General features: G+C 72.2%; 18 protein-coding genes. 10 read left to right on the top strand and 8 right to left on the bottom strand.

Annotation, left to right across the window (positions count from 1 at the left end):
• Positions 1-93 precede the first annotated feature (93 nt).
• Positions 94-1,425 carry a PucR family transcriptional regulator ligand-binding domain-containing protein gene (locus tag ACZ4TR_RS38990; RefSeq protein WP_465293203.1) on the top strand — a complete coding sequence of 444 codons (1,332 nt, stop codon included), beginning with the start codon at positions 94-96 and terminating at the stop codon, positions 1,423-1,425.
• Positions 1,426-1,433: 8 nt separating this feature from the next.
• Positions 1,434-1,922: a MarR family winged helix-turn-helix transcriptional regulator gene (locus tag ACZ4TR_RS38985; protein WP_364515646.1), complete on the top strand. Its 489-nt coding sequence runs from the start codon at positions 1,434-1,436 to the stop codon at positions 1,920-1,922.
• On the opposite strand, the gene ACZ4TR_RS38980 is transcribed toward ACZ4TR_RS38985, so the two are convergent.
• Positions 1,919-2,245 (bottom strand): DoxX family protein, encoded by a 327-nt coding sequence (locus ACZ4TR_RS38980; RefSeq protein ID WP_465293202.1) that lies wholly within the window; start codon positions 2,243-2,245, stop codon positions 1,919-1,921. The genes ACZ4TR_RS38985 and ACZ4TR_RS38980 overlap by 4 nt on opposite strands.
• A gap of 56 nt (positions 2,246-2,301) precedes the next feature.
• Between ACZ4TR_RS38980 and ACZ4TR_RS38975 the strand changes: the two genes are divergently transcribed.
• Positions 2,302-3,456 carry a DUF2786 domain-containing protein gene (locus ACZ4TR_RS38975; protein ID WP_465293201.1) on the top strand — a complete coding sequence of 385 codons (1,155 nt, stop codon included), beginning with the start codon at positions 2,302-2,304 and terminating at the stop codon, positions 3,454-3,456.
• A gap of 3 nt (positions 3,457-3,459) precedes the next feature.
• On the opposite strand, the gene ACZ4TR_RS38970 is transcribed toward ACZ4TR_RS38975, so the two are convergent.
• Complete coding sequence (locus ACZ4TR_RS38970) at positions 3,460-4,647, bottom strand: DUF6986 family protein (RefSeq protein ID WP_465293200.1); 1,188 nt, start codon at positions 4,645-4,647, stop codon at positions 3,460-3,462.
• A complete protein-coding gene (gene aceB, locus ACZ4TR_RS38965) occupies positions 4,647-6,224 on the bottom strand; it encodes a malate synthase A (protein ID WP_465293199.1) in 1,578 nt (525 codons plus the stop codon). The genes ACZ4TR_RS38970 and aceB overlap by 1 nt, the downstream gene beginning before the upstream one ends.
• A gap of 113 nt (positions 6,225-6,337) precedes the next feature.
• Between aceB and ACZ4TR_RS38960 the strand changes: the two genes are divergently transcribed.
• Positions 6,338-7,114 carry an IclR family transcriptional regulator gene (locus tag ACZ4TR_RS38960; RefSeq protein WP_364515654.1) on the top strand — a complete coding sequence of 259 codons (777 nt, stop codon included), beginning with the start codon at positions 6,338-6,340 and terminating at the stop codon, positions 7,112-7,114.
• A 49-nt stretch (positions 7,115-7,163) separates the two neighbouring features.
• Here the strand turns inward: ACZ4TR_RS38960 and ACZ4TR_RS38955 are convergent, their stop codons facing one another.
• Entirely contained in the window at positions 7,164-7,679 is a 516-nt protein-coding gene (locus ACZ4TR_RS38955) for a GNAT family N-acetyltransferase (RefSeq protein WP_465293198.1), read from the bottom strand.
• Between the two features lie 143 nt (positions 7,680-7,822).
• Between ACZ4TR_RS38955 and ACZ4TR_RS38950 the strand changes: the two genes are divergently transcribed.
• Positions 7,823-8,311: a hypothetical protein gene (locus ACZ4TR_RS38950; RefSeq protein ID WP_465293197.1), complete on the top strand. Its 489-nt coding sequence runs from the start codon at positions 7,823-7,825 to the stop codon at positions 8,309-8,311.
• Here the strand turns inward: ACZ4TR_RS38950 and ftsY are convergent.
• A complete protein-coding gene (ftsY, locus tag ACZ4TR_RS38945; RefSeq protein WP_465293196.1) occupies positions 8,308-9,579 on the bottom strand; it encodes a signal recognition particle-docking protein FtsY in 1,272 nt (423 codons plus the stop codon). The genes ACZ4TR_RS38950 and ftsY overlap by 4 nt on opposite strands.
• A 140-nt stretch (positions 9,580-9,719) precedes the next feature.
• Here ftsY and ACZ4TR_RS38940 point away from each other — a divergent pair, with 140 nt between their 5' ends.
• From ACZ4TR_RS38940 to ACZ4TR_RS38925, 4 genes are all read left to right on the top strand, one after another.
• Positions 9,720-10,928: an anhydro-N-acetylmuramic acid kinase gene (locus ACZ4TR_RS38940; RefSeq protein WP_465293195.1), complete on the top strand. Its 1,209-nt coding sequence runs from the start codon at positions 9,720-9,722 to the stop codon at positions 10,926-10,928.
• Between the two features lie 20 nt (positions 10,929-10,948).
• Entirely contained in the window at positions 10,949-12,514 is a 1,566-nt protein-coding gene (locus ACZ4TR_RS38935) for a sodium:solute symporter (protein WP_465293194.1), read from the top strand.
• Positions 12,515-12,598: 84 nt separating this feature from the next.
• The gene (locus tag ACZ4TR_RS38930) at positions 12,599-13,099 is read left to right on the top strand and encodes a DUF3455 domain-containing protein (RefSeq protein ID WP_364515664.1); all 501 of its coding nucleotides are present in this window, start codon (positions 12,599-12,601) and stop codon (positions 13,097-13,099) included.
• Between the two features lie 55 nt (positions 13,100-13,154).
• Complete coding sequence (locus tag ACZ4TR_RS38925) at positions 13,155-13,379, top strand: hypothetical protein (protein WP_364515666.1); 225 nt, start codon at positions 13,155-13,157, stop codon at positions 13,377-13,379.
• A 4-nt stretch (positions 13,380-13,383) separates the two neighbouring features.
• Here ACZ4TR_RS38925 and smc read toward each other — a convergent pair whose 3' ends face one another.
• Complete coding sequence (gene smc / locus ACZ4TR_RS38920) at positions 13,384-16,986, bottom strand: chromosome segregation protein SMC (RefSeq protein ID WP_465293193.1); 3,603 nt, start codon at positions 16,984-16,986, stop codon at positions 13,384-13,386.
• A 157-nt stretch (positions 16,987-17,143) separates the two neighbouring features.
• The gene (locus tag ACZ4TR_RS38915; protein WP_465293192.1) at positions 17,144-17,431 is read right to left on the bottom strand and encodes an acylphosphatase; all 288 of its coding nucleotides are present in this window, start codon (positions 17,429-17,431) and stop codon (positions 17,144-17,146) included.
• A gap of 222 nt (positions 17,432-17,653) precedes the next feature.
• Here ACZ4TR_RS38915 and ACZ4TR_RS38910 point away from each other — a divergent pair, with 222 nt between their 5' ends.
• Entirely contained in the window at positions 17,654-18,238 is a 585-nt protein-coding gene (locus ACZ4TR_RS38910) for a hypothetical protein (RefSeq protein ID WP_465293191.1), read from the top strand.
• Between the two features lie 45 nt (positions 18,239-18,283).
• On the opposite strand, the gene ACZ4TR_RS38905 is transcribed toward ACZ4TR_RS38910, so the two are convergent.
• Complete coding sequence (locus ACZ4TR_RS38905) at positions 18,284-18,925, bottom strand: TetR/AcrR family transcriptional regulator (protein WP_465293190.1); 642 nt, start codon at positions 18,923-18,925, stop codon at positions 18,284-18,286.
• Between the last annotated feature and the right edge of the window lie 13 nt (positions 18,926-18,938).

The raw sequence follows: 18,938 nt of genomic DNA, 5'->3' as shown, positions 1-18,938 counted from the left end.
AGTAGACGCCGAACCGGCCGTGGGCGGCAACGGCAGGCCGCATGAACCGCACCCGAGCGAAAGCCGGGTCGTTTGTGCTTTCCTACAAGCCTGATGACGACCGTGAAAACTCTGCTGGGCCTGCCGGGGCTGCGGCTGCGCCCGCTGGCCGGGGCCGACCTGCTCGACCGGCCCGTGACGCGCATCTACGTCACGGAGCTGCCCGACCCCGGACGGTACCTGTCGGCGGGCGAGCTGGTGCTGTCCGGCCTGCTGTGGTGGCGGCGCCCGGGTGACGCCGAGCCGTTCGTGGCCGCGCTGGCCCGGGCGGGCGCGGCGGCGCTGGCCGCGTCCGGCGCCGACTCCGGCGGCATCCCGGACGAGGTCGTCGAGGCCTGCGAGCGGCACCGGATCCCGCTGCTGGAAGTGCCGTCCGACCTGTCGTTTTCGGTGATCACCGAGCAGGTGGTGCTGACGCTCGCGGCCGCGTCCGAGAGTGCGCGCAAACGTTTGCAGGCCGCCGCGGACGCCCCGGTTGAGACGCTGCTCGAGAGCGCGTCGGCGGAGCTCGGACTGCCGTGCTGGGTGCTGTCCGGTCTCGGCCGGGTGGTCGCGGGGACCTCCGCGCCTCCGGTGCCGGCCCCGGACGTCGTGCGCCGGTACGCGGCGAAGGAGGCCGGGCCGCTGACCCTGATCCCGGTCGAGGGGCGCCACGCCGTGCCGTGGCTGATCGCCGTCGGCGGCCCGTTGAGCACCGCGCAGGCGGAACTGGCCGAAGAGCTCGCCGGGCTCGTGGGAGTCACCCGGGCGCGGGGAGCGGCCCCTGAAGCCGAGCTGCCCGGCGAAGCGCGCGTTGTCGCGTTGCGGACCGAGGGCAGCGACGAGAGCCGGGACGTCCTGCGGGAGCTGCTGCCCGACGGCCTCCTGCTCGAGTCCACCGGGGACACTTCCTTCGCGGCGACCATCCTGGAGCCCTCCCCGGCCGAACTGTCCACTGTAGAGCCGTTGCTGCGGGCCTCACGAATCCTCTGCGGGGTCAGCGATCCCGCGCCGCGCGAGGAGGCGCGCGCGGTCGCGGCTTACGCGCTGGCCGTGGCGGCGCGGCGCGCGGGACGCGTCGCGGTCGTCCCGGCCGGCGAGGTGGACGTGCACCAGCTGTTGCTGGCCGGAGCGCCGGACGGGCTGCGCGCGGCGATGCGGCGGCGCGTCCTCGGACCGCTGCTGGCCTACGACGCCGAGCAGCACACGGACCTGGTGCACACGGTGCGAGTGTTCCTGGAGTGCTCGGGCTCGCCGACGCGGGCGGCGAAGGCCCTGCACGTCCACGTCAACACGCTGCGCTACCGCATCGGCCGGGCCGGCGAGCTGCTCGGCGCGGACCTGACCGAGTTCACCGGCCAGCTGGACGTCTACCTGGCGTTGCGCGCCGGCGACCAGGCAGGATGATGGTCGGCGTGGAACCCGAAATCACGTCGGCCCGGCAGGCGGGGTACGACCCGCGGGTGCTGGCCTTCGGGCGGCTGCAGGGGGCGGCGAACCGGCTCGAGTACCTGCTCGGGCGGGCCCTCGAGCGCGAGTGCGGGATCACGCACCTGATGTACGAGGTGCTGCTGATCGTGGGCCGCACGGGCGAGGACGGGCTGACCATGCGCGCGATCGCGCAGGAACAGGTGCTGACGACGGGTGGGGCGACCCGGCTCGTCGACCGGATGGAATCACTCGGCCTGGTGACGCGGACGGCGTCCCCGCGCGACCGGCGCGTCCAGCTCGTGCGGCTGACTCCACTCGGCGAAGAGACCACGGTGCGGGCGAGCCGGCTGCACGTCGAGAACATCGAGCAGCTGTTCTTCCGGCCGCTGCCCCCGGACCACCGCGAGCGGTTCGCCGAGGACCTGCGGACGTTGAGCCACTTCGCGCGGGACGCCCTCCCGCGGCTGCGTTAGACCAGCGTCGCCGCCGCCAGCCCGAGGAAGAGGAGCGGCGCGGCGCCGGTGGCGAACTTGCGGGCCTTGAGGTGCGCGACGACGGCGCCGACGTAGAACAGGACCAGGCCGATCCCGGCGGCGACGCCCAGAGCGGGTACTCCGAGCAGGCCCAGCGTGAGGCCGGCCGCGCCGGCGAGTTTCAGCGTGCCGAGCATCGGCAGCCAGCTCGGTGGGACGTCGACGGCGCTCGAAGTGGCCAAGACGAACGGGGCCTTGAGCAGGTCGGCGACGCCGATTCCGGCGTTCAGGACGATCACGGTGATGATGACGGCGGTGTGCATGCCTTCCCGACGGGGCGGCCGCCGGGAAGGTGACCGGGCTCCGGCACAATCGCCACGTGGGCAAGCAGAAGCGACGCACTCCGGCCGAAGAGACCGCGAGGCCTCGGACCGCAGAGGAATTCGGCGACGCGCTGCTGGCCGCCGCCTCCGACGTCGCGCGCGGAGTCCGCGGCGCGGCCGGTAAAGCCGCGAACCGGTTGGCACCGGACCTCGAACTGCCACCCGAGGCGGCCGAAGGCGCCCGCCGCGCCGGACAGCAGCTGATCGCCCGGGTCTGCCGGGGCGGCTGGCTGCCCGAGGACCTCCATGAGGCCGCCCGGCGGCGCGTCGACGAGTTCGCCCGGTCCTTCGTGCTCGACACGCTGGCCGCGTATGCCGGGCAGTTCGAGACCGCCCGCGACCAGGGTGCCGTCCGCTGGTGGACGGAGTCCGAACCGCACCTGACGCAGTGGGCGGCGAAGCACATCCTCACTCCGGCCGAGGCGCTGACCTCCGTCATCGAAGCCCTGGGCTTCCTCCTGACCTTGCCGGCCCTCGTCCCGCCGGGAACCGCGGCACCAGCCCGCCACACCGTGGACGAGAAGAAGCTGAGCCGCGTCCGCGCGCTGCTGGCGAAAGCCGAATCGAGCTCGTTCCCGGAGGAGGCCGAAGCCCTTTCGACGAAGGCGCAGGAGCTCATGACGCGGCACGCCCTCGACCGGGTGCTGGTCGAAGCCGGGCCCGAGCTGCCCGCGTCCCGCCGGATCTGGCTCGACACCCCTTACGTCGACGCGAAGTCGCTGCTGGTCCACGTGGTCGCGAAGGCGAACCGCTGCCGGGCCGTCTACGACTCGCGCTGGGACTTCGTCACCGTCGTCGGCGACGAGGACGACCTGGACGCCGTCGCGCTGCTGACCACCTCCCTGCTCGTCCAGGCGACGCGGGCGATGATCGCCGACCCCGACGGCCGGGACCGGGCGTTCCGGAAGTCGTTCCTCGTCTCCTACGCGACCCGCGTCGGCGAGCGGCTCGACCAGGCCGCCGAAGCGACGATCGCGGAGTCGCCGGACCCGGACCGGCTGCTGCCGGTGCTGGCGTCGCACGACCTGGCGGTGGAGGCGGCCTTCACCACGCTCTTCCCCGCGGTGGTCAGCAAATCGGTGACCGTGCGCAGCCACGAGGGCTGGCACGCCGGCCGGTCGGCCGCCGACCGCGCCCGGCTCGGTGAGTGACCCTCACGCGAGCCGGAGCGCGTACTTCTCCAGCTCCGGGCGCCCGAACGGCAGCTCGGTCTCGTCGAGGGCCCCGCAGTCGAGGCCGCGCAGCAGGTACACCGCCAGCGCCTGGGCCGTCGCCGGTTCGTCGAGGACTCCCCCGGCCTGCTTGTCCGCGTAGGCGCGCAGCCGCTCCACCGCCGCCGGGAAGCCCGAGCGGTAAAACGTGTACGTCGCGGCGAAGCGCGTCGGCAGCTGGTGCGGGTGCAGGTCCCAGCCCTGGTAGAAGCCGCGCTCCAAGGATCGGCGCACCAGGCGCAGGTGCTCGGCCCACGCCTCCGGGAGCGCGTCGCCGATCGGCAGGCGGTTGGTGGAACCGTCCGACAACCGGACGCCGGTGCCCGCCGCGGCCACCTGCATCAGGCCCTTCGCCAGGTCGGCCGCCGGGTGTTCCATGCTCTGGTACGCCGCCGCGATGCCCAGGCCGGCGCTGTAGTCGTACGTCCCGTAGTGCAGGCCCGAGCACCGGCCCGACGCGGCCTGCACGATCCGCGCCACCGAGAGCGTCCCGTCGAGGTCCACAATGGACTGGGCCGTCTCGATCTGGACCTCGAACCGCAGCGTCCCCGCGGCGAGTTCGTACGCGGATTCCAAGCGCTCCAGCACTTCCGCGGCCACGGACACCTGCTCGACCGCCGTCACCTTCGGCAGCGTGACGACGAACCCGGGCGGCAGCGGCCCGTTGTCGAGCAGCGCACCCAGGAACAGGTCCAGGGTCCGGATGCCCCGCCGGCGCGTCGCCGCTTCGAAGCTCTTGAAGCGGATGCCGCAAAACGGCGTCCCGCCGGTGGTGGCCAGGGTCTGGCCCGCCGCGCACGCGGCCGCGTCTTCGACGTCGCCGGGCACGCGGCCGAAGCCGTCTTCGAAGTCGATCCGCAGGTCCTCGATCGGCTCGGTCAGCAGCTTCGCGCGGACGCGTTCGTACACGTCCGCGTCGACGCCGAGGAGCTCGCCGTGCTCGATGAAGACGCGCATCGCCTGCTTGCCCCAGTCGGCGACCAGGCGGGTCTTGTACCGCGAGGCGGGGACGTACACCGTGTGCACCGGCTGCCGTCCCGGCCGCTCCCCCGGGTACGACGCCGCGACGCGCGCGTCGGCCGCAGCCAGGCGCGCGTCGGCGGCGTCGTAGACGTCCTCGGGAAGACGCACTACTTGATCCGCTCGTAGGCGGGCAGCGTCAGGAAGTCGGGGAACTCGTCGGCCAGCGCGACCTGCTCGAACAGCTCGACGGCCGGCAGCAGCCGGTCGGCGGGCAGCTCGCGGGCGAGCTCGCCGCGGACGTCGGCCAGCACGCCGCGCACCAGCTCGGACGTCACGACGTCGCCGGTGTCCAGCGTGGTCCCGTTCTTGACCCACTGCCAGATCTGCGAGCGCGAGATCTCCGCCGTGGCCGCGTCCTCCATCAGGTTGTGGATCGCCGCCGCGCCGTTGCCGCTCAGCCAGGACGCGATGTAGCGGACGCCGACGTCGACCGCGGCGCGCAGGCCGGCCGCCGTCGCGCCGCCCGGCGTCGAGGCGACGTCGAGCAGCTGGTCGGCGGTGACGCTGACCTCTTCGCGGGTGCGCCCGAGCTGGTTCGGCTCGTCGCCGAGGACCTTGTCGAACTCCTCCTTGCAGAGCTCGACCATGCCCGGGTGCGCGACCCAGGAGCCGTCGAAACCGTCGCCGGCCTCACGGGACTTGTCCGCGTGGACCTTCTCGAAGGCGCCCTTGTTGACCTCGGGGTCCTTGCTCGGGATGAACGCGGCCATGCCGCCGATCGCGAACGCGCCGCGCTTGTGGCAGGTGCGCACCAGCAGTTCGGTGTAGGCGCGCATGAACGGCGCGGTCATGGTGACGGAGTTGCGGTCCGGGAGCACGAACTTCTCGCCCGCGTCGCGGAAGTACTTGATCACGCTGAACAGGTAGTCCCAGCGGCCCGCGTTGAGGCCCGACGCGTGTTCGCGCAGCTCGTAGAGGATCTCCTCCATCTCGAACGCGGCCGGGATGGTCTCGATCAGCACGGTCGCGCGGACGGTGCCGTGCTCGATGCCGAGCGCCTTCTCCGAGTGGGTGAAGACGTCGTTCCAGAGCCGCGCTTCGAGGTGGCTCTCCATCTTCGGCAGGTAGAAGTACGGGCCCTTGCCGCGCTTCAGCAGCTCCGCCGCGTTGTGGAAGAAGTACAGGCCGAAGTCGACGAGCGCGCCGACGGCTTCGCGGCCGCCGAAGGACAGGCCGCGCTCGGGCAGGTGCCAGCCGCGCGGGCGGACCACGATCGTGGCGTGCTCGACGTCGTCCTTGAGAGCGTAGCTCTTGCCGCCGCTCTCGAGCGAGATCGTCTCCCGGACGGCGTCGTACAGGTTGACCTGGCCGGACACGACGTTCGCCCAGTGCGGCGTGTTGGCGTCCTCGAGGTCGGCGAGCCACACCTTCGCGCCGGAGTTGAGCGCGTTGATGGTCATCTTGCGGCTGGTCGGCCCGGTGATCTCGACGCGGCGGTCGCGCAGCGCGGGCGGGGCGCCGGCGACCTGCCAGTCGCCGTCGCGGATCTCCTTCGTCTCCGGCAGGAAGTCGAGCCGGCCGGTGGTCCGGGCCTCTTCGCGCCGTTTGCTCCGCGCCTGGAGCAGCTCGTCGCGACGGCCGGCGAACGCGTCGTGCAGGCCGGCGAGGAAGTCGAGCGCCTCCGGCGTGAGGATCTCGTCACCGCGCTCGACCGGCTCGCCCAGCACCTGGACTTCAGAAGACATGGGGAAACACCTCGAAGGTTCGGATCTTTGGATAACGGCCCTACGGTTTTCTACCAGCCGGACTATAGTTTCTGCATAGCGGAACCTCAACGCCGACGTAAGGAGGGCCACCGGTGGCAGCGGAGAAGAACGGGCGCGACGGCGGCGTCCAGTCCCTGCAGCGTGCCTTCGAGCTGCTGGAACACCTCGCGGACACCGGCGGGGAGGCCAGCCTGTCGGAGCTCGCGACGCTGTCCGGGCTGCCGATGCCGACGATCCACCGGCTCATCCGCACCCTGGTCGACCTCGGGTACGTCCGGCAGAACACCAACCGCCGCTACGCGCTGGGCGCGCGCCTGATCCGCCTCGGCGAGAACGCGAGCATGCAGTTCGGCGCCTGGGCGCGGCCGCTGCTGGCGGAGCTGGTCGAGGAGGTCGGTGAGACGGCGAACCTGGCGGTCCTGGAGCGCGACGAAGTCGTGTACGTGGCCCAGGTGCCCTCGAAGCACTCGATGCGGATGTTCACCGAGGTCGGCCGTCGCCTGCTGCCCCACGGCACCGGCGTCGGCAAGGCGATGCTGGCGCACCTGCCCGCGGACGACGTGCGCTCACTGCTTTCACGGACGGGGATGCCGGCTTACACCGAGCACACGTTCACCGACGCGGACCTGCTGGCCGTCGAGCTTTCCCGGATCGCGGAGCAGGGGTACGCGCTGGACGAGGCGGAGCAGGAGCTGGGGGTCCGGTGCGTCGCGGTGGCGGTGCCGGGCGCGCCGGTGCCGGCGGCCGTGTCGGTGTCGGGGCCGTCGGGGCGGCTGACCGCCGAGGCGGTGGCGCACATCGCCCCGGCGGTGCAGCGGGTGGCGGACGCCCTGGGCGCGAGCCTGTCCCAGGCGGCGGTCACGGTCTGACAGTCCGTGAATGTCGCATTGAGGGACTCTACGTCTCTCAATGCGACATTCACGGACTTGCGGGCTCGGTCAGCTCGCCGGCCAGCAGGTCCATCAGCAGGCCGTCGTGCCAGGTGCCGTCCGGGGCGCGCTCGTAGTCGCGCATCAGGCCCACCGGGCGGAAGCCCACCTTCGTGTACACCCGGATCGCCACTTCGTTCGACGCCGCCGGGTCGATCGTCAGGCGGTGGTGGCCCTGGTCCAGCAGGTGGCGGCCCAGGGCGCGCAGCGCGTCCGTGCCGATGCCGCGGCCGTGGAAGTCCGGGTGCACCGAGATGTCGATGCCCGCGTGGCGGTACTGCGGGTCCAGCTCCTCGCAGCTCTGGATCAGCCCGACGACCACGCCGTCGAGTTCGATCACGTAGCGCGTGACGCCGTCCTCGGCGGTGTACAGGCCTTCGGTCTCGTGGTCCGGGTCGCCCCACCAGCGGGCGACCTCGGGAGTGCCGAGGATCTCGCGTACGCGACCGCGATCGGTTGCAACGATCGGGCGCAACCGGACCCGTTCGCCGTGAATGGTGGTCATGATGGTTCCTCTCGTAGCGAATGACGGATTCGGGACGTCTGCTACGAGGAGGGGCACGAGCGGAAGTGCGTCAACCGGGCATGCCCGGGAGTGTGCGCCGCCGCGCGGGCGCCCGTCATCCGATTTTCGCCGGAGGGACCACGATGGACCCGCTCACCGGCGGCGCACTCGCCTGGCTCGCGCAGGGCGCCGCTTCGAACCTCCTGGACCGGCTCGTCGACCGCGCCCTCGACGGCTCTCCCCCCTCACCCGTCTGGCCGCGCCAGGCCGGGTCGCCCGCCGGGACCGTCGAGATGAGCGTGCGGCACCACCTCGCCGCGAAGGGGCGCACGCCGGTGATCCTGACGTTGCAGGAAGCGGGCAGCCGCACGGGCACGGTGTTCTCGGTCGTGCTGGGCCACACCACGCGCATCTCGGTGCCGGACGGCCACTACTTCGGGGCGGCCATGGTCGTCGACCCGCTGCGGCGCACCCGCTCCGGCCCAACGCTGCAGGGCATCGGCTGGTCCCGGCTGACGGTCGCGGCGCGGCGGACGTCGCCGTTCCTCATCCCGGTCCAGCGTCCGACCGCGCCGGTGCTGCTGCAGCTGGGCTTGCGCAAGGCGGACGGGACTCCGCTCTTCCGGGTCTAGCCCAGCAGGGCGTCCACGAAGGCGCCCGGCTCGAACGGCGCCAGGTCGTCCGGCCCTTCGCCGAGCCCGACCAGCTTCACCGGCACGCCCAGCTCCCGCTGGACCTGGAACACGATGCCGCCCTTGGCGGTGCCGTCCAGCTTCGTCAGGACGATGCCCGTCACGTCGATGACCTCGGCGAACACGCGCGCCTGCATCAGGCCGTTCTGGCCCGTCGTCGCGTCCAGCACCAGCAGGACCTCGTCGACCTTCGCCTGCTTCTCCACGACGCGCTTGACCTTGCCCAGCTCGTCCATCAGGCCCGTCTTCGTGTGGAGCCGGCCCGCCGTGTCGATCAGGACCGCGTCGACCCCGGAGTCGATGCCGCGCTTCACCGCGTCGAACGCCACCGCCGCCGGGTCCGCGCCTTCCTTGCCGCGGACGACCTCGGCGCCCACGCGCTCGGCCCACGTCTGCAGCTGGTCGGCCGCCGCCGCGCGGAACGTGTCCGCCGCGCCCAGCACCACCGTCTTGTCCTGGGCCACCAGGACGCGGGCGAGCTTGCCCGTGGTCGTCGTCTTGCCCGTGCCGTTGACGCCGGCCACCAGGACCACCGCGGGCTGCTTCCGGCCGTCGACGATGTGCGGCAGCGCCCGCACCGCGCGCTCGCTGTCGGTGGACAGCTGGGCCGTCAGCACCTCGTGCAGGACCTCGCGCGCCTCGGCCGACGACCGGATCGCGCGGCGGGACAGCTCGTCGCGCAGCCGCTCGACGATCTGGGTCGTGGTGGCCGCGCCCAGGTCGGCCATCAGCAGCGTGTCTTCGACGTCCTGCCAGGAGTCCTCGTCGAGGTCACCGGCGCCGAGCAGGCCGAGCAGGCTCGTCCCGAACACCGACCGGGACTTCGCCAGCCGGCCGCGCAGCCGCTCCAGGCGGCCGGTCGCCGGGTCGATCTCCTCGACGGCGGGAGCGGGCTCGTCGGGCAGCTTGACGTCGCGGACCGTGCGCTGCGCCGAATCGCGCGGCACGGCGGCGTCGTCACCGACCGCGGGCTGGCCGTCGGTCTCCGGCCGGTCCTCGACCGGGTGCTCGGGTGCTTCGGCCGTCCCGCCGGGCGCGAGGGCGATGCCCCCGCTGGCCGCGTAGGAGCCGCCCTTCGGTTTCTCCTCGACCTCGCGCTGGGCGTCCAGGCTGATCCGGCGCCGGCGTGCGACCAGCAGGCCGGTCACCAGCAGGGCGACCAGCACGACGACGGCGAGGACTACGAACAGGAACCAGGTGCTCGACACCCGCCCATCCTTTCATCCGCACCGCACCGGCCCGGACACCCCGTCCGCACAGGCAATTCGTAACGACGTAGATCCCGATTGGGCCAAGACTTCACCACACGGGGTTGCGCCGCCCGTGCCCCTGCACTAAACCCCTCCGGATGGGGATGAGCGCCGGCCACGGCTTCCGGGTGATCGGGCTGATTTCGGGCACGTCGATCGACGGTATCGACGTGGCCGCCGCCGACCTGCGCGCCGAGGGCGACACGGTCGTGCTCACCCCGCTCGGCGAGCTCGACATCCCTTACCCCGAGCCGCTGCGCGAGGGCCTGCTCGCCGCGTTGCCGCCGAACTCCTGCTCCGCCGGCGAGCTGACGCGGCTCGACACCGGCGTCGGCCAGGCGTTCGCCGCCGCGGCCGCCCGCGGCGCCGAAGAACTGGCCGACGGCGGCGCGGACCTCGTCGCCTCGCTGGGCCAGACGGTGTTCCACTGGGTCGAGGACGGTCACGTCCGCGGCACGCTGCAACTCGGCCAGCCCGCCTGGATCGCCGAGCGCACCGGGCTGCCGGTGCTGGCCGACCTGCGGGCCCGGGACGTCGCCGCGGGCGGCCACGGCGCACCCTTGGCGAGCACGTTCGACCAGCTGTGGCTGCGCGGCCTGGCCGAGGACGGCGGCCGGCCGGTCGCCGCGCTCAACCTCGGCGGGATCGCGAACATCACCGTGGTCGCCGGCGGCGAACCGGCGATCGCCTACGACACCGGGCCCGCCAACGCGCTGCTCGACCTCGCCGCCCACCGCGTCACCGGACGGCACAGCGACGTCGACGGCCGGCTCGCGCTCGGCGGCTCGGTGCGCTCGGACCTGCTCGCCCGGCTGCTCGCCGACCCGTACTTCGCCGCCGCGCCGCCGAAGTCCACCGGCAAGGAGCACTTCAACGCGCCGTACCTCGACGCCGCCCTCGCCGGGCTCCCGCCGGTCGGCTCCGGTGACCTCCTGGCGACGCTGACCGAGTTCACCGCCGTGACCGTCGCCGGCGAGTGCCGGCGCCACGGCGTCACGGCGGTCATCGCCTCCGGCGGCGGCGTCGCGAACCCGGCCCTGATGGCGGCGCTCGCCCGGAACCTGCCCGGCGCCGTGCTCAAGACCAGCGACGACCTCGGCCTGCCCGGCGCCGGCAAGGAGGCGTACCTCACCGCGCTGCTCGGCTGGCTCACCTGGTGCGGCGTACCCGGTACGGTGCCGTCCGCGACCGGTGCCCGCGGGCCGCGCCTGCTCGGCGCGCTCGTCCCGGGTGCCGGGCCCCTGATCCTTCCCGCCCCGCTGGGGGGCACCGTGACGCGGTTGCGAGTCGCGGAGAAGGCCGGATGAACAGACAGTAGGAGAAGTCCATGCGCGGTGTTGACCTCGCCATCATCGTGGTCTACCTGGCGGCGATGCCGCTGATAGGCGTGCTCGTCGGCCGGAAGCAACGGTCGGCGGCCGACTACTTCGTCGGCGAGCGCAGCCTCCCGTGGGGCGCGGTGATGCTGTCCGTGGTGGCCACGGAGACCTCGACGCTCACCGTGATCAGCACGCCGGGGCTCGTCTTCGGCAACGCGTTCCTGTTCCTGCAGCTGGCGTTCGGCTACATCATCGGCCGGACGATCGCCGCGTTCGTGCTGCTGCCGCGGTACTTCAAGGGCAACCTCGTGAGCGCGTACGCGTTCCTCGGCAAGCGGTTCGGCTCCGGGCTGCAGGGCACCGCGTCGGTGACGTTCGTGATCACCCGGCTGCTCGCCGAAGGCGTCCGCCTGTTCGCCGGCGCGATCCCGATCAAGGTGATCCTCGGGCACTACAACATCCACCTGGACTACTGGGTGATCGTGGTGATCCTGACCGCGCTGACGCTGATCTACGCCTACATCGGCGGGATCAAGGCGGTCGTCTGGGTCGACGTCATCCAGCTGACGCTGTACCTCGGCGGCGCGGCGGTGGCGGCGATCGTGCTGCTGAACAAGCTGCCCGGCGACTGGATGACCCAGGCGTCGGACGACGGCAAGTTCATGCTCGTCGACTTCTCGAAGAACCTGCTGACCAGCCCGTACGCGTTCATCACGGCGGTGCTCGGCGGCGCGGCGCTGTCCATGGCCTCGCACGGCGCCGACCAGCTGATCGCCCAGCGGCTGATGGCCACGCGCAGCCTGCGCGACGGCCAGAAGGCGCTCATCGGCAGCGGCATCATCGTCACCATCCAGTTCGCGCTGTTCCTGCTGGTCGGGGCGATGCTGTGGGTGTTCAACGGCCGCAAGTCGGTCGCGCAGCTCGGCCTGCAGAGCCCGGACGACGTGTTCTCGCGGTTCATCATCGACGACCTGCCGGTCGGTGTCTCGGGCCTGCTCATCGCGGGCGTGCTCGCGTCGACCATGGGGGCGCTCGCGTCCGCGCTCAACGCGCTTTCGACGTCGACCGTGGCCGACCTCTACCAGCGCTTCACCAAGCGGTCACCCGAGGATTCGAAGCTGCTGCAGCACGGTCGCATGTGGACGCTGATCTGGGCGGTCGTGTTCGCGCTCTTCGCGTCACTGTTCTCGACCACGAAGAACTCGGTGATCGAGCTCGGCCTGGCCATCACCGGGTACACCTACGGCGCGCTGCTCGGGTCGTTCCTGCTCGGCCTGCTGATCAAGAAGGCCCGGCAGCTGGACGCGATCATCGCGTTCGTCGCCACGGTCGTGGTGATGGCGTTCGTCATCCTCGGGGTGAAGTTCAGCGCGAAGACCGGCGGGCTCATCGGGATCGACTTCTCGAAGGCGGCCGGGGACAAGGTCGCGCTGGCGTACCCCTGGTACACGCTGCTGGGTGTGGTGATCACGCTGGTCGTGGGCGGTTTACTCGCGCTGCGGCACCGCACGCCGGACCCGAAGGCGGCGGAGGCGAACGCCGTGGGCGAGGCCGTGGAGGTCGAAGCCGCCTGATCCTTCTGAACCGTTTCCGGCGGGCGCCCGTGTCGGTCATCGGGAGCCCGCCGGGAAGCGGCGGGAGGAATCGAAGGTGGGTTCATGAAACGGATGACGGTGGCGCTCGCGGTCGGCGCCCTGGTGCTCGGCGGCGCGGCGACGGCTTCGGCCAGCCCGGCGGTCCGCGACGTGCCGGACGCGATCAAGGTCCCGGCCGGCAACCGGGCGCTGGCGAGCTACCCGGCCGAAGGCGTGCAGATCTACGGGTGCACCGCCGGCGCGTGGACGCTGATCCAGCCCGCGGCGGTGCTGTCCAAACACGGCAAGCCGGTGGCACTGCACAGCAAGGGCCCGGTGTGGACGTCCATCGTGGACGGCAGCACGGTCGGCGCGGCGGCGGTGGCCAACTCGCCGCAGCCCGACGCGATCCCGCAACTGCTGCTCAAGGCGAACCTCAACACCGGTGACGGGATCTTCGGCAAGGTGACCTACATCCAGCGGCTGAACACGCGGGGCGGGGTGGCGCCGGCCGGCACCTGCACCGACGGCGCGCAGACGGCGGTCCGCTACTCGGCCGACTACGCCTTCTGGGTCGCCGGATAAGCGGATGTGACCGCCCTCCCGCTCCCGTAGCCTGGGAGCGGGAGAGGGGTTTCACATGGGGTTCTTCATCGGGATCGGCGCCGTGCTCTTCGTGGTGCTCGCCGTCGCGCTGGTCATGGACCGGGCCGACCGCAAACGAGGCGTCAAGCGGGGCATGATGACGCCGCGCGGGCGCCGTCCACGAATCGGCGACGCCACGTACATCGGCAACGACCTCGGCACCTACGAGCCGCGCGTGCGGGGCGACGAGCGCCGCGCCCCACGTGAAGACGAGATGTGACGCGTCAGCCGACCGCGACCGGTTCGTCGTCGGCCGTGCGCAGGCGCTGCGAGATCACCTTCGTGATGCCGTCGCCCTGCATGCTCACGCCGTAGAGCGCGTCGGCGATCTCCATGGTCGGCTTCTGGTGGGTGATGATGATCAGCTGCGACGAGTCGCGCAGCTGCTCCAGCAGCCCGATCAGCCGGCGCATGTTGGTGTCGTCCAGCGCGGCCTCGACCTCGTCCATGACGTAGAACGGTGAGGGCCGGGCGCGGAAGATCGCGACCAGCATGCCGACCGCGACCAGCGACTTCTCGCCACCGGACAGCAGCGAAAGCCGCTTGACCTTCTTGCCCGGCGGGCGCGCTTCGACGTCGACGCCGGTGGCCAGCAGGTCGTCCGGCTCGGTGAGGACCATCCGGCCCTCGCCGCCGGGGAAGAGCACGCTGAACACGGTCTCGAACTCGCGGGCCACGTCCGCGTACGCCCCGGCGAAGACCTCGAGGATCTTCTCGTCGACCTGCTTGATGACCGCCTCGAGGTCCTTGCGCGTGTCCTTGAGGTCTTCCAGCTGCGTGGAGAGGAACTTGTAGCGCTCCTCCAGCGCCGCGAACTCCTCCAGCGCGAGCGGGTTCACCTTGCCCAGCAGCGAAAGGTCCTTCTCGGCGCGCTTGGCGCGGCGGGCCTGCGTGTCCCGGTCGTACGGCATCGGCGGCGGCGGGGTGACGTCTTCGCCGCGGTCCTTGGCCGCTTCGTACTCGGCCATCTCACCCGCGCTCGGCGGGACCGGGACGTCCGGGCCGTACTCCTGGACGAGGTCGGTGAGGCCGATGCCGAAGTCCTCGGCGATCTTCGCTTCCAGGGTCTCCAGCCGCAGCCGCTGCTCGGCGCGCAGGACCTCGTCGCGGTGGACGGCGTCGGTCAGCTTCTCCAGCTCGCCGGTCAGCTCGCGGACCTTGGCGCGGACGCCGGTCAGCGCGGCCTCGCGGCTCTGGCGGCGGGCCTGGACCTGGTCGCGTTCGGTGGCCGCGCGCTGGACGGAGTGCTCGATGCGCTCGAGGGCGATCTCGCCGCCGTTGACGACGGCGTTGGCGATCTCGGCGCCGCGCTTGCGGTTCGCGGCGGCGCGCTCGGCGCGTTCGCGGGCCTGCTGCTCGGCGTGCGCGGCGCGGCGCAGGCCCTCGGCCCGGCCCGCGATGCTGCGCGCCCGTTCTTCGGCGGTGCGCTGCGCGAGCCGCGCCTCCATCTCCTCCTGCCGGACGACGGCCAGCTCCTCGACGGCGGCGTCGCGCTCGGCGGTGTCCGGGTCGTCCTCGACGGGCTGCTCGGCGACGGCGGAGAGCCGTTCCTCCAGCTCGGCGAGCTGGGCCAGGGCCTGCACGCGGCTCTGCTCGACCTTCGCGCGCTGCCCCGAAAGCCGTTCGACCTCGGTCTGCGCCTGGCGGACCGCCTGCTGCAGCCGGCTGAGCCGCTCCGACGAGCGGGCCTTGCGGACCTTCGCCTCGCCGAGGGCGTCCTTGGCCTGGGAGACCTCTTCGCGACGCGCCTGCTGCTCGGCGCGGGCGCCTTCCAGCTCGGCCGCGTACTGCTCCAGCTGGCGCTCGGCCGTCCGCAGCCGCACCCCGGCCTCGTCGACGGCGGCCTGGACCTCGATGACGCTCTCGCGCTTGCCGGAGCCGCCGATCGCCCAGCGGGCACCGAAGACGTCGCCTTCGGCCGTGACCGCCCGGACGTCCGGGTGCACCGCGACGAGGTGGCGCGCCGCGTCGAGGTCGCGGACCAGGGCCAGCTTGTCGAGGGCCTGCTCGACGGCGGGCCGCAGCTGCGCCGGCGCCGTGACGACCTCGCGAGCCCAGCGCGCGCCTTCCGGCAGCGACGGCCACGAGTGGGTGTCCACAGTGGAATCAGGACCGCCGAGCAGGATGCCCGCGCGGCCGGAGTCGGTGTCCTTCAAGTACTTCAACGCGCGCAGGGCGTCTTCGCCGCCGGTGACGGCGACCGCGTCGGCGACCGGGCCGAGCGCGGCGGCCAGCGCGACCTCGTAGCCCGGCTCGACGGTGAGCAGCGCGGCGACCGAGCCGAGCAGGCCCGGCAGCTCGTGGGACGCGCCGAGCAGCGCGCCCGCGCCGTCCTTGCGCCGCAGGCCCATCGACAGCGCCTCGACCCGCGCCTTCTCGGACGCGATCTCGCGCTCGGCGGTGCGCTCGGCCTTGACCAGCTCTTCGACGCGCGCCTTGGCCGCGTTGTTGGCCTCGACGGCGCGGTCGTGACGGTCCATCAGGCCGGCGTCGTCGGACTCCTCGGCGCCGCCCTCGGCCTTGGCCAGTTCGAGCTCTTCGACGGCGATCTCGGCGCGTTCGGCGGCTTCTTCGAGGGAGACGCTGAGGCGGTCGATCTCGTCGGAGGTGGCGCCGTTCTTGCTGCGCAGGGCCTCGACCTGGCCGGTCAGCTTGGCCATGCCCTCGCGGCGGTCGGCGATGGCGCGGACGGCGGCCCAGTGCGCCCGCTCGGCGGCCTGGACGCGCTGTTCGAGGTCCTCGCGCCGCAGGACGGTCTGGGCGAGCAGCTCGCGGGCCTCCATGACGGCCTCGTTGAGCTCCTCTTCCTGCTCGGCGACCCGCTCGGCCTCCTCCAGGAGCTCTTCGGGGTCGCGGCCGCCGGTCGACGTCGAGACGTCGGCCGAGAGGTGGCGCTGCCGCTCGATGGCGAGCCGGACGGTGCCGCGCAGGCGCTCGGCCAGCGCGGACAGCTTGTACCAGGTCTCCTGCGCGCTCTGCAGCAGCGGCGCGTCCTCGGCCAGCGAGGACTCCAGCTCGGCTTCCTCGGCGGAGACGACTTCGAGGGTCTGCTCGACCTCGGCGCGGCGCTGGCGGGCGGTCTTCTCGTCGGCCTCGTCGCGCGCGATGGTGTCCCGCTGGGTGACCAGGTCGTCGGCGAGCAGGCGCAGGCGGGAGTCGCGCAGCTCGGACTGGACCGACTGGGCCTTGCGGGCGATCTCGGCCTGCTTGCCCAGCGGCTTGAGCTGGCGGCGCAGCTCGGTGGTGAGGTCGCCGAGGCGGTCGAGGTTGCCCTGCATGTTGGCCAGCTTGCGCAGGGTCTGTTCCTTGCGCTTGCGGTGCTTGAGGACGCCGGCGGCCTCTTCGATGAAGGCGCGGCGCTCTTCGGGCTTGGATTCGAGGATCGCCGAGAGCTGGCCCTGCCCGACGATGACGTGCATCTCGCGGCCGATGCCGGAGTCCGACAGCAGCTCCTGGACGTCCATCAGGCGGCAGCGGTCGCCGTTGATCTCGTACTCGCTGGCGCCGTCGCGGAACATCCGGCGGGTGATCGACACCTCGGCGTACTCGATGGGGAGCGCGCCGTCGGCGTTGTCGATGGTGAGGGTGACCTCGGCGCGGCCGAGCGGGGCGCGGCCCGCGGTGCCGGCGAAGATGACGTCCTCCATCTTGCCGCCGCGCAGGTCCTTGGCGCCCTGGGTGCCCATGACCCAGCGCAGGGCGTCCAGCACGTTGGACTTGCCCGAGCCGTTCGGCCCGACCACGCAGGTGATGCCCGGTTCGAAGCGCAGCGTGGTGGCCGAGGCGAAGGACTTGAAGCCCTTGAGCGTCAGGCTTTTCAGGTGCACTGGGTGCTGACCCCTCTGGCTGCCGGTACTGGCGATTCAATCGTCCCAGGCTACCCGGGGGCCTCCGGGGACCGCCGGACGCGTCCCTCCTCGGCGCGCCCTAGCACATCGCCGACGGCCTCGGCAACATCGTGCGCCCGGAAGTACCAAGGCCCTCTCACCGCTCGAGGAAGCCGCTGAGTCCCCCTTTCGGGTCGGACCAGCGCTCGACGACGGTCTCCACACTTCCGGGTGATTCTCCGGACCGCAGGGCGGCCAGCAACCGCTCACAGTGGTCTCGATCACCCTCCGCTATGACCTCGACACGCCCGTCGGGCATGTTCCGGGCACTGCCCACCAGCCCGAGCTCGAGCGCCCGGCTGCGGGTCCACCAGCGGAAACCGACACCCTGGACGCGCCCGCGGACCCACGCCGTCAACCGGGTGTTCGTTTGTTCCTCACGCACGCTTTCATCCTTTCCGGACACTTCGACTGCACACAGTGATCGCGCAGGCCTACTACCTGGGCGAATAGGGCACCGACGGTGATAGCCTCGCCGCCGAGGTCGTCCTCCCGGGTTCCCCCGCCCGGGGAAGCAGTGATCGATTAACGGCCTCGTACCGCGCCTTCCCGAACCCCCGAGGAGCCTGCAATGCCCCGCCCCGACGGGTCCGCATCGAGCTCGCACGTGACCAGGATCGACACCGCCCCGCCGAAGAGCAGCAAACCGAACCGCACCGGGTACGTCGTGCTCGGGGTGGCCGGGCTGGTGGTCGCGACCGCGTTCGCCGCGGTCGCCGAGCTCGCCGGCCCGGACCCCGCCAGCACGGCGGGCGGCACCGGCGGCACCGGCGGCCAGGGCACCTCGCAGGCCGGCCTGCAGACGGCGCCGACCACCCCGTCGTCCACCGGCCCGTCGACGGCCGGCGCGCCGACTCCGGAGTCGTCGGCCACGTCGTCGACCCCGCCGAGCACGGTGGTGTCGATCAGCCCGGACGGCAAGACCACGACAACGGTGGTCACCCACGCCGACCCGCCCCCACCCCCGCGCGACGACACGGGCGGCAACCCGCCGCCGGTCAGCAACTCCACGCCGAAACCGCCGCCGGCCAGCACGACGACGCCCAAGCCGCCGACCACCACGCCGTCGCCGACCACCACGGACGCCCCGCCGACCACGACGACCGGCGGTGGCACGAGCACCGGCGGCGCGCCGTCGCCGAGCACGACCGACTCCCCCACCGCGAGCGGAAGCACCACGCACGCGCAGTGAGAGAAGCCCCGAAGGCCACCGTTCCGGCGGTGGCCTTCGGCATGTCTAGGCCAGGATCGCGGCGACGACCGCGGCGCGCAGGAACGTCCCGTAGCGCTCCGGCGGCCACCCGCGCTCCAAGCACAACAGCTCGTACTGCTCCGGCCCGTGGTACGCCCACAGGACGTCGCGGACGTCGTCGGCGGCCAGGTCCGGCTTGACCTGCCCGGTCGCCAGCAGATCGGCCGAGAAGTACGTCATCGCCGTCAGCATTTCCGCGCGCATCTGCGCCCACACCTCGGCGGCCGCCGGGTCGGCCGCGGCCGCTTCCCTGGCCAGCAGCTGGACCGGGGACACCACCGGCGCGACCGCCGCGAGGTGGTCGAAGTACATCTCGATCTTGCGGGCGGCGTCCGGCTCGGCCTGGATCGCCGCGATGAAGTCGCGGCCGGCGATGGGGACGTCCTCGTCGTCGCCCGCGACCGTCACGTCGAAGACCGCCTTGAGCAGTGTCGCCTTGTTCGCGAACGCCTTGTAGACCGTCTGGACCGCGACGCCAGCCGCCTTCGCCACCTCGGGCATCGACGTGCCCGCGTACCCCTTCTCCCGGAACAGCCCCGACGCCGCCGTCAGGATCCGGCGGCGGTTCTCGCGCGCCTGCTCCTGGCGTCGCGACGTGTCGTAACGACGCTTGACAGGCTCGGCCATTTAGGTAGAGACT

This window comes from Amycolatopsis sp. NPDC028719, from assembly GCF_055565395.1.
The sequence above is the reverse complement of the archived record's forward strand: the minus strand, read 5'-3'. Positions and strand labels throughout refer to the sequence as shown.